Annotated in this window: 10 protein-coding genes; 5 read left to right on the forward strand and 5 right to left on the reverse strand. The window is 65.0% G+C overall.

Features of this window, described 5'->3' with window-relative positions:
• Window positions 1-105: 105 nt before the first annotated feature.
• The 4 genes from M2335_RS04165 to M2335_RS04180 all read right to left on the reverse strand — a co-directional run bounded on the left by M2335_RS04165 (window position 106) and on the right by M2335_RS04180 (window position 6,127).
• Complete coding sequence (locus M2335_RS04165; RefSeq protein WP_264593876.1) at window positions 106-684, reverse strand: nuclear transport factor 2 family protein; 579 nt, start codon at window positions 682-684, stop codon at window positions 106-108.
• Window positions 681-1,679: a hypothetical protein gene (locus M2335_RS04170; RefSeq protein WP_264593877.1), complete on the reverse strand. Its 999-nt coding sequence runs from the start codon at window positions 1,677-1,679 to the stop codon at window positions 681-683. The genes M2335_RS04165 and M2335_RS04170 overlap by 4 nt, the downstream gene beginning before the upstream one ends.
• Window positions 1,680-1,786: 107 nt before the next feature.
• Window positions 1,787-4,366, reverse strand: a complete 2,580-nt coding sequence (locus M2335_RS04175; protein ID WP_264593878.1) for a TonB-dependent receptor — start codon at window positions 4,364-4,366, stop codon at window positions 1,787-1,789.
• A 282-nt stretch (window positions 4,367-4,648) separates the two neighbouring features.
• Complete coding sequence (locus M2335_RS04180; protein WP_264593879.1) at window positions 4,649-6,127, reverse strand: MFS transporter; 1,479 nt, start codon at window positions 6,125-6,127, stop codon at window positions 4,649-4,651.
• A gap of 139 nt (window positions 6,128-6,266) precedes the next feature.
• Here M2335_RS04180 and M2335_RS04185 point away from each other — a divergent pair, with 139 nt between their 5' ends.
• Window positions 6,267-7,169: a CmcJ/NvfI family oxidoreductase gene (locus M2335_RS04185; protein ID WP_264593880.1), complete on the forward strand. Its 903-nt coding sequence runs from the start codon at window positions 6,267-6,269 to the stop codon at window positions 7,167-7,169.
• Window positions 7,170-7,267: 98 nt separating this feature from the next.
• Window positions 7,268-7,750 carry a MarR family winged helix-turn-helix transcriptional regulator gene (locus tag M2335_RS04190; protein ID WP_264571270.1) on the forward strand — a complete coding sequence of 161 codons (483 nt, stop codon included), beginning with the start codon at window positions 7,268-7,270 and terminating at the stop codon, window positions 7,748-7,750.
• A 17-nt stretch (window positions 7,751-7,767) separates the two neighbouring features.
• Here the strand turns inward: M2335_RS04190 and M2335_RS04195 are convergent, their stop codons facing one another.
• Window positions 7,768-9,267 carry an ATP-binding protein gene (locus M2335_RS04195; RefSeq protein ID WP_264571269.1) on the reverse strand — a complete coding sequence of 500 codons (1,500 nt, stop codon included), beginning with the start codon at window positions 9,265-9,267 and terminating at the stop codon, window positions 7,768-7,770.
• A gap of 187 nt (window positions 9,268-9,454) precedes the next feature.
• Between M2335_RS04195 and M2335_RS04200 the strand changes: the two genes are divergently transcribed.
• From M2335_RS04200 to M2335_RS04210, 3 genes are read left to right on the forward strand one after another with little or no spacing between them, the layout of a single operon-like run.
• Window positions 9,455-10,615 carry a PepSY-associated TM helix domain-containing protein gene (locus M2335_RS04200; RefSeq protein WP_264593881.1) on the forward strand — a complete coding sequence of 387 codons (1,161 nt, stop codon included), beginning with the start codon at window positions 9,455-9,457 and terminating at the stop codon, window positions 10,613-10,615.
• The gene (locus M2335_RS04205) at window positions 10,612-10,791 is read left to right on the forward strand and encodes a hypothetical protein (protein WP_264573580.1); all 180 of its coding nucleotides are present in this window, start codon (window positions 10,612-10,614) and stop codon (window positions 10,789-10,791) included. The genes M2335_RS04200 and M2335_RS04205 overlap by 4 nt, the downstream gene beginning before the upstream one ends.
• A 41-nt stretch (window positions 10,792-10,832) precedes the next feature.
• Window positions 10,833-12,980, forward strand: a complete 2,148-nt coding sequence (locus M2335_RS04210; RefSeq protein WP_264593882.1) for a TonB-dependent receptor — start codon at window positions 10,833-10,835, stop codon at window positions 12,978-12,980.
• Window positions 12,981-12,988: the final 8 nt, after the last annotated feature.

The raw sequence follows: 12,988 nt of genomic DNA on the forward strand, positions 1-12,988 counted from the left end.
GGGAATCCAGCTGCAACGCTGCTCGTCAACGCGAGGCCGAACTGGATTCCCGCGTTCGCGGGAATGACGAAGGGTGAGGGCGAGCCGGCGACGTCGTCCTGCCCCTCAGTTCTTCACGGCGCCCTGCAATTGCGGCGGCAGCGGTGGGCGCTCTGGATTGTCGCCATCGCGCCATGGGATCACGCCATGGCTGGTGCGCGTCTTGATTTTCCAGGCGCCATTCTCGCGCACGAAATGATCGACATAGCGACCGGCCAGCGTGGTCGCGGGTCGGTTCTCGCTATCGGCAGTGTAGAACATGTAGCGGGAGCGAGCGACGGCGGTGTCGCCAGTCACGTCGATCACCTCGGTGGTAACGAGGTGGAAGCTGCGCTTGTTGACGAAGCCCGCTTCCGGCTTGCCCAGCTTCTCCTCAAGCAGCTTCTGGATCGCCGCCGGCCCAGTGGCGCTGCCCAGCCCGCCGGACCAAGTCCCGTCGCTGGCGAACAGCCCGGCATAGCCGGCATAATCGCGCGCATCGAGATATTCGCCATAAGCGATGATCGTGCGGCGGATCGCCTCGCGGTCTTCCAGCACTTGCACGCGCTGGGCGAGCGCTCTGTCAGGAGCACCACCCTGCTGCGCCATCGCCGCGCCGGGCGCGATCAGCGCCAGAGCCAGCGCTGCCCGCAGGAAGCTGCTCATGGCAGCGTGTCCAGCTTGCGGCTCTCGATCGTCCACGCGGGGTCGCTGCACAGCTTGCAGTCATCCCCGACGAACCACGCTCGCCCCGCCTTGTCGCCGCGCAGTTGCCAGTCGAGCCACGCCACCACTGCCTGCGCCGCGCGTCCGCCATTCGGCTCGGCATAGGTGCCAGCATGCGTCACGTCGGTGTTGATCACGGCGGAGGGGATGTGGGTGAGCCGCGCATAATCGTCCATGCCATTGGGGTAGGCGATGTCCGTCTTGCCGCCGAGCACATAGAGGGTCGGCTTGTCGATCTTCTGGAGCAGGCTCTTCTGCGCAGACATCTCGCCCGAGCCGCCCGGGACCGGACCGTTCATGATACCGCTGTTCATGATGACGAAGGTGCTGACGCGCTTGTCGCCGGCATATTTGAGCGCCTGAATGCCGCCGCAGGAATAACCGGAGGCCGCGACATGCGCAGTGTCGATCTTGCCCTTGAACGGGCTGCCCGCGCGGCCATTCTCGGCCGCAGCCCAGTCGATGGCCTGCCCCAGCTGCTGGTAGCGCGTCTTGTCGCGATGCTGCTCCCAGCTCTGCGGCGTGACGGTCACGCCCGGGCCGCTGTAGATGCCGCCCGGCGCGATGACGAGATAGCCATGGGAGGCGACCTCCAGCAAATGCTGGCGGGATGAGGCGCCATCTTCGGTGCAGGCGCCGTTGCCGAACACATAGACCGGCATCTTGCGAGCGCCCAGCGCGCTCAGGTCGGCGGGCTGATAGACGACGAAGCCGGGGAAATTCTCATATTGCCGCTTGATGGCCTTGTATGGCCCGGTGCCTGTGCTGTCTGGCGCCCGGCTTTCTTCCATCATCTGGACGGCGGCCTGTGCGGCGAGATCGGCGCCCACGCCCGGCGGCGGCGCTGAACTCGGCTGGGCCTGGAGGGCCGCCGGGACGGTCATCGCCAGCAGGGACAGAAGGAATGCGCTCGAACCGGTCCGCCAATATGTCATGCCACTCTCCCAATTTATCATTCTGTCGTCGCCCCAGCGACAAAGAGGAGAGGGTTGCCCCTCTCCTCTTCTTTCTATCGGATCAATCTGTGTTGCGCACCGCTTGATCAGAACTTGCGGCGCACGGTCACGGCCCACTGGCGCGGCAGGCCGGGCTGAGCCGTCGCATACCAGGCGTTCGTGAACTTGTTGAGGTAGACCAGCTTGTCGAACAGGTTGGTCACTTCCAGCGCGACCGACCAGTCCTTGTCCACTGTCTCATAGGTCAGGCGGGCATTGGCCAGCGTGTAGCTGTCCACGATGGCGATCGGCGTGCAGAGGAAGTCGCCGCAATAGCCGTCCGTATAGGAGACGTCGATGCGCGGCGTCAGCGTGCCAACATTACCCAGATCAGCCTGATACTGCGCGCCCAGGCTCCACTTCCACTTGCCCACGCCGGGCCGGCTCGCGCCGACGACGATGGAGGTCGTGGGATAGTTGATGGAGGTGAACTTGAAGTCGGTGAGGCTGAGCGAACCGTCGATGGTGAAACCCTCGACCGGGCGCAGCGTGGTTTCCAGCTCGAAGCCGTTCACGCGGGCATCGCCGATATTCAGATACTGGCCGCACAGGCCGGGTACGCCGCCCTGGTTGACCGGAAGCGGATTGTTGTTGGAGTCGAGGCAGACCTGCGGAATGCCCTGATAGTCGGTATAGTCCATGCGGAAGCCGCTGGCGTTGATCCGCAGCAGCCGGTCGAACAGGTCCGCCTTGATACCGATTTCATACGACTTCAGCTTTTCCGCGCCGAACGGACGAATCTGCTGGAAGCTGTACGGACGGGGTGCCACGCCGCCACCCTTGAAGCCGGTCGCGAACTGCGCATAGGCCATGATGTCGGGCGTGATCTTGTAGGAGAGCGCCGCACGATAGTCGGTCAGCGTTTCCTTGTAGGTACCCACCTGGCCGGTCAGCGGATTGGTGGCGTTGCTGAGCGGCAGATAATCGCCGACCCCATTGGGGTTGAGGCGGTTGTAGAGATAGTCCTTCTTCTCATGGCTCACGCGGATGCCGGCTTCCAGCGTCAGCGCGGGCGTGATGTTCCACGCAACGTTACCGAAGCCGGCATAGGTGCGCAGGCTGGCTGTATCGTCGTTGATGAACGAGAAGGTCGGCTTGGCGATCACGCACGCCGGGAGCGCGCCACCGCAAGGGGAAACGGCATATTCGCCGAAGCCCGAGAACGGCGTGTGGATGCGGGCGTTATAGCGCGTGTCCGCATCATAATAGAAACCGCCGACGGTGAAGGAGATCGCATCGTCCAGCACCTTGCCCGAGAGGCGCAGTTCCTGGCTGAACTGCTTGTGCGAGAAGTCGCTGTAGACGCCGCCGATGAAGGCAATCGGCGAGTTGTCGTTGTCGTCCGAGCTGCGCGAATCATATTTGCGGTAGCCGGTGATCGACTTGAGCGCGAGATTGTCGCCCAGCGTGTAGTTGATCTCGGCGGACACGCCCCAGCCTTTCACACCGCTCAGGGGTTCGGCATAGGTTGGGCCATTGGGCGCGCCGGCCGTGCCGGGGCCACCCGCAGACGCCGTCGTCGCCGCGCGATAGGTCACGCCCGGATCGTAGAAGTTGGCGTAGGTCGCATAGGGATCGTTCAGCACCGCGCCGGCGCGACGATACTGGCCGTAGGTCACGAAGCGGTTGTCGAACGGCGCGCCCTGATAGGGAATGCTGTTATTTTGCCGCCCAGTCAGCTCGGCGCTGGCGATGAGCACGGAGGCCTGCGTCGTGGAGGTGTCGTGGGTGTAATCGCCCGACAGGTTGATCTCCAGCGGGCTGCCGACCGGCGCAATGCGCAAGGATCCGCGCACGGCGTACATGCTCTGGCCGCCCAGCGTGCCGAGCTTGCAATTGCCGCCCGATGCCAGGCTGGGGATCGCCGCGCCGCCCGGCTGCACCACGCTGGTGCCCGGCTGCACATAGGGATCGTTGGGATTGAGGCAGGCATAATCGTAGCGCGTGACATGGCCATCGCGGTTGCGTGACACGCCAGTGATGCGGGCGAACACGGCATCGGGCACCACGGTGAAGTCGGCGCTCGCCTTGATGTCGCGGCGGTTGAGCGAGCCGGCGGTCAGTTCGACATAGCCGCCTCGGCCTTCGGGCTTGCGCGAGTAGAGCTTCACCGCGCCGCCCAGCGAGTTCATGCCGGCCAGCGTGCCCTGGGGGCCGCGCAGCACTTCGACGCGCTCGAGGTCGGTCAGGTCGAAGGCCGAGGCCGTGACGGTGCCGAAATAGATATCGTCGACATAGATACCCACGCCTGGCTCGACCGAGGGGCTGGCATCGCCCTGGCCGACGCCACGGATGTAGGCGCGCATCGAGTTGCCCGAGCCCGAGGGGTTCTGCTGTAGGATGACGTTCGGTGCCTGCGCGGTGATGTCGGTCAGGCGCGTCTGGCTGCGTGCTTCGAGCTGGTCGCCGCTGATGGCGGTGATTGCCAGCGGAATGTCCTGCACATTCTGCGCACGCATCTGCGCGGTGACGATGATGTCGTCGACATTGCCCTCGGCGGCGCCCTGCGGCGCGGCGGTCTGGGCAGTTGCCGGCATTGCGAGCATCAGCGCGCAGGACAACATCGTCCCGGCGCTCAGCGCCATGCGCGACACGGTGCGTGCGCGGTTATGACGAACTTTGTTCATTGGTGAATCTCCCCTCCTCTTCGCTTTGCCGGTCGTTTCTTCGTCCCCGCGCGAGCCGCCTGCCCGCCTCTGTCAGGCGGAAAGGTCGGGCGGCTGTCGCCGTTGAGACGCAATGACCGGCAGCCAGACGACGCGGCGCGAGGCTCTCATGGAGCGCCCCGTCCGTCCGTTGGCTAGGAAGCTCACTATCCTTTTGCCCGAAGCGAGGCTTTGACTGAGATAGAGCCACGCTTTGACGCAGACGGAAAAGCAGCGGGGTCGCGCGGAGGCTGTAGCACTCATCTAAACCTCCTCGCTGCGAATCGCGCGCAGGCCCCGCGTCTCGCGCCCGGTCACGGCGGCGCCGGTATCCTTCGCAAGGCGCGCGTAGAAAGGCGCGGCGGCCAACGCGAGGCCGGCGAAGACGAGCATGGCGATCTGGAAATCGGCGAGGGTCGGCTCCGCGACACCGAGCGAGAGCAGGTTGAGCAGGGCGGCCGCGGCGGAAATCGCCAGCGCCTGCGAAATCTGGTTGGCGATATTGCCGAGCACCGTCGCGCCGCCGACTTCGCTTTGCGGCACGTCGGCAAAGCGCAGCGCCATGATCGCGGTCATGTGGACCGAGCGGGCCATGCCCACGAAGACCATAATCGCCACCAGCAGCCAGAAAGGCATGGTGGGCGTCAGCAGCGCGCAGGCGGCAAAGGAGAGCGCCATGGTCACCACGCCGCTGGTCAGCGCCATCCGGATGCCGAGCCACCGTACCGAAGGCGTCGCGATCGCCTTGAGCGCCAGGTCACCGGCATTCTGGGCGAGCAGCAGCAGCCCGGCCTGAAAGGCCGTAAGGCCGAGGCCGACCTGCATCATCAGCGGGATGATGAAAGCGGTTGCCATGAAGGCCGTACGCGCCGGCATTCCCGCGCCGATCGTGGAAACGAAGAAACTGCGGTGGCGCAGCGCATCGAGTGGAACGACCGGGTGGGGCACGCGACGGATGTGTCGCAAGCACAGCCAGCCCAGGAAAATCCCGAGCGCGATCAGCGGCAGCCCTTGCTGCCAGCCGCCGCCCTTGGCGCCCAGCCGCTCGAACCCGGCAATGATGCAGGCGAGGAACCCGCCGACTAGCGCAAAGCCGCGCCCGTCAAAGGGCCTTCGCTCGACAGCATGGATATTGGGGATGAAGCGCAGGGTGAGGACAAAGGCGAGGAGGCCTGTGGGCACGTTCAGGAAGAACACCCAACGCCAGTCCAGAAAGGTGGTGATGAGGCCGCCGATGGGCGGGCCGATCACCGGCGCGATCAGGGCCGGGGTGGAACTGATCGTCATCGCCGTCACAAGATAGCGCTTGGGTGTAATGCTGAGCAGGGCGATGCTGCCGACCGGCACGATTAAGGTGCCAAAGGCCGCCTGACACATCCGCATCGCCAGAAAGACCGGAAGATTGGGCGACAGGCCAGCCCCCAGCGAGGCCAGCACGAACCCCAGAATCGCGAGCGTGCAGACCCGGCGCGTGCCGAAGCGCTTGCCCACCCAGTCGCTGATCGGCAGCACCAGCACGGTGACGAGAATGTAGATGGTGATCGTCGCGCTCAGCAACGTCAGCGGCACGGCGAAGTCCTGCGCCATGCGCGGCAGCGCGGTCAGTAGCACCATCAGATCGATGGCGACCATGAAGGACGTTGCGGCCAGGACGACGGCGGCCAGCCGCGAGCGACGCAAGGCCGCGGCGTCGTCCGACGCTATGCTGGCTCCTCCCTCCGATGGATTGTTAGTCAAACTCATTCTGCGCCAGCCATGACAGGCGGGCGCGCTTTCGCCAAGAGGCGCCGAAGAATAGTTGCCGATGCAGGCGCTTGCGGGGGAGCGGGATAGCCTGCCATGGTGCGGCAAAAGAGTCGGGCGTCGCGTAGGAGAGCAGATTATGAGTAACGAGGTCATGGATCCCGAAGCCACGGTGCGCAGCGTCGAGGCGCAGCTTCAATATCTGCTGCCCGGCCCCGCGATCAATCGGCGGTTCGTCTCCGCCGGGGTGGAAGTGAACACCGGCCGCTACGGGCCATTCCCCGTCACGATCCGTGACGCGCGCGCCATCCGCCCGCATTTTACGCTCGATCGGCAGGGCTTCGTGCTACTCGATGCGCCGAGTGACGTCGCCGATTTCACCGACCGGGACGAGGTCAATCGCGTCTACCCGGGCGAGGTCTCCCGCTATGTCCAACAGGCGACAGGCGCCGATCTCGTCGTCGTCGGTGGCTGGATGATCCGCACGTCCGGCGATCTTGCCAGCCGGCAGAAGAAGCTGGATGCGCCCTATCGCCATGCCGAGGGCGTGCAGCCGCCTGCTGGCGAGGTACACGTCGATACCGACCCCGCCCGGCAGCAGCGCGCCGCCGAGGTCGCCTATCGCAAGGCCCGTCCGGACGGGCCGGGGTTCCGCCGGTTCATCGTCTCCAGCTTCTGGCGCAGCTATTCGCCGCCGCCACAGGATTGTCCGCTGGCCCTGTGCGATGCGCGCAGTGTCGGCGATGATGAGGGCACCACCAATATCCTGTGGATCGTCGACAAGATCCCCGAAGGCGACGCCATGTTCGCGCCGATGGACGATGACCGCCAACCGGCTGCGCACATCTTCCGGCACAATCCCGCTCACCGCTGGTGGTATTTCTCCAACATGGTGCGGGATGAAGCCCTGCTGTTCAAATTCCACGATAGCGACCGCAGCGGCGCCTGGCGGGTGCCGCACACGGCATTTTGGGATGACAGCCTGCCCGACCCGGTGCCGCGCGAGAGCATCGAATGCCGGAGCATCGCCTTTTTTGAATAGCCCTTTGGTCCACGATCCAAATAGTCGGGCACCACAATCATTGCTATAAGTTACACAAGCGGCAAGCCAAATAAGGCACCGGGTCGAAGGGGAGTGTTATGAAAGACGGGAAGCGGCCGGAGGAGACCGGCCTGAACTGGGGTGCGCTCGATCAGGCAGTGGGCACAGTCGTTCGGCTGTTACGGAATGAGCTGTCGGTGCGGATCGTGGACGTCTATTCGTCCTTCGGCCTTCGCCACGGCGCCCTCTCTACCATGGCACTGATCGAGGCGAATCCCGATTGCTCCCAATCCGAAATCGCGCGGGAAGTTGCGATGGACGACTCGGCGATGGTGGCGATCATCGACGATCTGGAAGCCCGCGGTCTTGCCCGCCGGATGCGCTCGACGCGGGACCGGCGGCGCAACACGCTGTCGCTCACGCCCGAAGGCCAGCGCCTTGCCGCGCAGATGATCGCCCGCGCCCAGGACGTCGAGCAGCCGATTCATGATGCCTTGTCTGAGGAAGAGGTGAAGACGCTGCAGCAACTGCTGCGCCGGGCCTATGAGGCGATGCAAAAGTCTCCGCCAGCCGCTGCTTAGCGCCATCCTGGCGGCGGTCAGCCTTCAGCGGGGGCGGTGGTCAGTCCGAGTTCGGGAATGCCAACCGAGCGCCGCCCACCGAAGTCGGTCCGCACGACAATGAGGTCACCCTTCTCCAGATAATCCAGCAACCGCCGGATTCGACCTACCGAGCGCGTGCCATAGGCGCGGGCCAGCGCTTCGTCGTCGGGGCAGGGCTGCCCTTTGATTGCGGCGCGGGCGATGAGCAGGAACGGCGCGAGCACATCGTCCTGCACCCGGCTGGAGAGCGCGAGCGCGGCCTGCCAGCGCGGGTCTTCATCCTCCTCGCCACCCGCCACGGCGACCGCGAAGCGCCGGCGAAAGCTGAGCAGATCGATGCCGGGATTGCCGATCCGCTGCATCCGGCAGCGCACCGCGAAATCCTGGAATAGCGCGGCGGTCGAGCGATAGGTGCAGTCTTCTTCCGCAGCCATGTCGGCCAAAACCGCGCGGATCACCGGCTCGCGGGCAGGGCGGTCCGGCGTCTCGGTGGCGGCAGGACTGGCTGTCTCGACGGCCGACTCTTCATCCACAGACAAGGGGCCCTCGGCAGTGGGCGGGTCTTCGCGCTCCAGCCGGGCGCTGTTGTCGACGGCCGGGGGCGGCGCGATCAGCGCGGCGAACAGTTCGGGCTGCTCCTCGCCAGGTTGCGGCGCGAGCAGATCCTCAAGGTCGCTGGTCGGCTCGCCGGGCAGGGGAATGAGGGAATGGGAAGAGGTCCGTGCGCTGGTCTTCACCGCGCCGATCCTCACGGAAACGGGGCGGCGGCTGATCGCCGGGCCGAGCGCGAGGAAGCGCCCGCGCTCTAGGTCGCGGATCTGCTCGGCCTGCCGCCGTTCCATGCCGAGCAGGTCGGCGGCGCGCGCCATGTCGATGTCGAGGAAGGTGCGCCCCATCAGGAAGTTCGAGGCTTCCGCCGCCACATTCTTCGCCAGCTTGGCAAGGCGCTGGGTGGCGATCACGCCGGCGAGGCCGCGCTTGCGGCCTCGGCACATCAGGTTGGTCATCGCCGCGAGCGACATGCGACGGATGTCGTCAGCCACTTCCCCAGCGGCGGCCGGGGCGAACATCTGGGCCTCGTCGACCACCACCAGAGCGGGATACCAGTGCTCGCGGGGCGCATCGAACAAGGCGGCGATGAACTGAGCGGCGCAGCGCATCTGCGCTTCCAGCTCCAGCTCGTCCAGCGCCAGCACCACGGAGGCGCGGCGGGCCCGGACCTTGGCCGCCAGCGTCTCGATCTCGCCGGGATTATGCGCCGCGCCGTTGATGACGATGTGGCCGAACGGCTCGGCCAGCGTGACGAAATCCCCTTCCGGGTCGATCACCACCTGCTGCAGCAGGCCGGCGCTTTCTTCCAGCATCCGGCGCAGCAGATGCGACTTTCCGGACCCGCTATTGCCCTGAACGAGCAGCCGGGTGGCCAGCAGTTCTTCCATGTCCATGGGCACCGGCGCGCCATGCGCATCCGTCCCGATCACGATTGAAGAGGTCACCGCGCCGTCATAGCCATGGACGGCGTGGGGGCAAGGGCTGGTTGGCTGTGCTGTTCGCGCGACAACCCGTCCGCGCCAATCGACGCAGGGCTTATGCGCCGAATTGCCGCCGGCTCATGTTGCAATTGCGAGGGCTTCCTATTAAGCGCCCATGCAAATCGCTCGCAATATCAAGGTTTGTGTCTCGTTGAGAACGCGCAGTCTCCGCATCTGGTATCTCGTCCATAAATGGACGAGCCTGATTTGCACGGCGTTCCTGCTGATGCTCTGCCTGACCGGCTTGCCGTTGATTTTCCATGACGAAATCGAGGTGATGACCGGGGAGGCACCGGCGATGCAGGGGGCGGGCTCGTCCGGCGACGGGCCGGGCCTGCAGCCGCTGGACGTCATGCTCGGCAAGGCACTGGCCGCACGACCGGGCGAGGTGCCGGTATTCATGGCCTTCGACAATGAGACGCCGATTCTCACGGTCACCACTGCCCCGGCACCGGATTCGCCGGGCAGTGCCATGACCATCCAGCTCTTCAACCGCGTGACCGGGGAGCCGGCGGGGCAAGTGGTCGAGGAAGGCGTGATGCACTTCCTCCTGCAGCTCCATACCGACATGTTCATGGGGCTGCCGGGCATGCTGTTCCTCGGCGCGATGGGCGTGCTGTTCTTCGCCGCAATCGTCTCCGGCGTGGTTCTCTATGCGCCCTTCATGCGCAAGCTGGAGTTCGGGACGATCCGGGTCAGCCGCAGCCGCCGGCTCAAATGGCTGGATTATCATAATCTGCTCGGCATCGTGGCGCTGGCCTGGATGAGTGTCGTGGGCCTGACCGGGGTCATCAACGCGCTGGCGACGCCCATCATCAAGGTGTGGCAGATGAGCGAACTGGCCGAGATGACCGGCGCTTATGCCGGTCGCCCGGCCTTGCGGCCCGAGCGCTATGGTTCGCTGGACAAGGCCATGGCCGCCGCCCGGCAGGCGTTGCCCGGCAACAATCCCCAATTTATCGCCTTTCCCGGCGGCTCGTACAGCAGCAAGCACCATTATGCGGTGTTCTTCCAAGGTAACACGCCGCTCACCCAGCGCGCCCTCACCCCGGCGCTCATCGATGCCGAGACTGGCGAACTGACCGACGTGCGGCCGATGCCCTGGTACACGCTGGCCTTGCTCTATTCGCAGCCGCTGCACTTTGGCGATTATGGCGGGCTACCGCTCAAGCTGCTGTGGGCGGCGTTGACGCTGTTCACCATCGTCGTGCTCGGCTCTGGCCTGTATCTCTGGCTCGGCAAGCGCCGCGCCCCGCTCGCCGCCCGCGTGCGGGAGGTCGAGAGTGGCGGCCTTGTGGCGCCAGCCGAATGAGCCGCCGCGCGCCGCTCGGCCGCATCTTCGCGATGCCGCTCGCCCTCGCCCTGCTCAGCATCGTCGGCCTAGTCAGCGCGCTGACCGGCGATGGCTGGGCCGACGCTTTGTCCTGGATCGCGCTGGCCGCGCCGCTCGCTGCCACACTCTGGGCTTTCCGATATCGCCGATCATGAGAACAAGCCGCGCATGCAAGCGCGTTTCAAAGGGAAAAAGCATGAATTTCCATCGTTCCAGCCAAATTCTGAAAGCCGCGCTGATTGCCTCGGTCGCCGCGGTGGCCATGCCTGCCGCGGCGCAGGAGGCCAGCGAGATCATCGTCACGGCGCAGCGCGAGAATCGCACGCAGGTCAGCCGTGAGGGGAGCGTCGGCGTGCTCGGTAATCAGCCGGCCGAGAATGTGCCGTTCAGCGTGAAGAGTTATAACGCGGCGCTCATCCTCAACCAGCAGCCGCAGACGCTGGGACAGGTCTTGGAGAACGATCCCTCGGTCCGCACGACCTACGGCTTTGGCAACGCCCAGGAAGTGTTCGTCATTCGCGGCTTCACGCTGGCCAGCGACGATGTCGGCTTTGATGGCCTGTACGGCATCGTCCCCCGCCAGCTCGTCGCGCCGGAGCTTTACGAGTCAGTGCAGGTGCTGAACGGGGCGAGCGCCTTCCTCAACGGCGCGGCGCCCGGTGGTGGTGGCTTGGGCGGCAGCGTCAACCTCGTCCCTAAGCGGGCGACGGCGGACGGCCTGAAGCGCGCGACGCTGAATTATACCTCCAGCGAGCATTTTGGCGGCAGCCTCGATGTTGGCCAGCGCTTTGGCGACGGTGCGTTCGGCGTGCGGCTGAATGCCGTGGCCCGTCGCGGCGATGTCGCTATCGACGACGAGTTCCGCAGCACCTATCTGGTCGGCGGCGCGTTCGACTATAGTTCCGGGCCGCTGCGCATGTCGCTGGATGTGGCCTATCAGCGGATGCATGTGCGCGGCCTGCGGCCCAAGCTGCGTTTCGCTGGCGCCATTCCGGCCGTACCCGCGCCCGACACCAATTATGCCCAGCCATGGACCTACACCACGGCGCGCGACATTTTCGGCATCGCCAAGTTGGAATATGACCTCGCCGACGACGTGCTGTTTTATGCCTCGGCCGGCGCGCGCGACAGCAGCGAGCATGGCATCTACGGCAGCATCGTCTTGGCGGACGCCGTCACCGGCGCTGCCGATTATTCGAGTTCGTACATCCCCCGCACCGATAACAATGAGAGCGTTCAGGCCGGCCTGCGCGCCAAGTTCGGCAATGATGTCGTGAGCAGTCAAGCCAATATCGGCGGCTCGGTGAACTGGCTCACCAATCGTAACGCCTATGCGTTTTATACGTCGAGTGGCACAACGAATATCTACAATCCGGTCGTGCTTCCCCGGTCCTCGACGCTTTCTTTCCCGGTTGGCGGCAATCTTGACGATCCCTTCCCGATCGAGCGCAGTCGTTTGGCGAGCGTGTTCGCATCCAACACGCTTGGTTTCTTGGATGACCGCGTTTTGCTCACCGGCGGCGTTCGCATTCAGGCGATCAAGAGCAGGAGCTATTCTGCGTTCGGCGGCGCTCTCACCTCCACCTATGACGAAAGCGAGCTGACCCCGGTCGCTGGTCTCGTCATCAAGCCGGTGGAGGGCCTGTCGCTCTTCGCGAACCGCATCGAGGGCCTGCAGCGCGGCGCCACCGCGCCGAACGAGGCGACCGTCATCAATCGTGGCGAGGTGCTGGCGCCGTTCAAGTCCACCCAATATGAGTTTGGCGGCAAGCTCAACATCGGCGGCATCGCGGCTTCACTTGCCTTTTACCAGACCGATAAGCCCAGCGCTTATGCGATTCCCGATCCGGAAGGGTCGGGGCTGCTGCGCTACGGCGCCTATGGCAAGCAGCGAAATCGGGGCATTGAGGTCTCGCTGGATGGCGAACTGACGAAGGACCTGTACCTCATTGCCGGTGCCTCGGTGAATGAAGCCAAGTTCCGCGAGACGCTGAATGGCGTCAATGAAAGCAACAGCGTGCCGGGCATTCCGGACTATCTCGTCAATGCCGGACTCGAGTGGGACACCGCATTTGTCCCCGGCCTCACGCTCACCGGGCGCGTTGTCCACACCGGCAAGCAGATGGCCGACAATGCCAACACCCTGCGCCTGCCAGAATGGACGCGCGTCGATCTTGGCGCGCGCTATGTCGCGGTGTTGGGTTCGCGGCCGGTCACCTTCCGCTTCAACGTCGATAATGTCGCCAATGAGCGGTACTGGGCTTCCGCCTTCGATGCGTTCAGCCCCCAACTCCTGCAGGGCGCGCCGCGCACCTACAAAGCGTCGCTCTCGGTCGACTTCTGATCGGATTG

It is taken from the genome of Sphingobium sp. B12D2B (assembly GCF_025961775.1).
Taxonomy (GTDB): domain Bacteria; phylum Pseudomonadota; class Alphaproteobacteria; order Sphingomonadales; family Sphingomonadaceae; genus Sphingobium.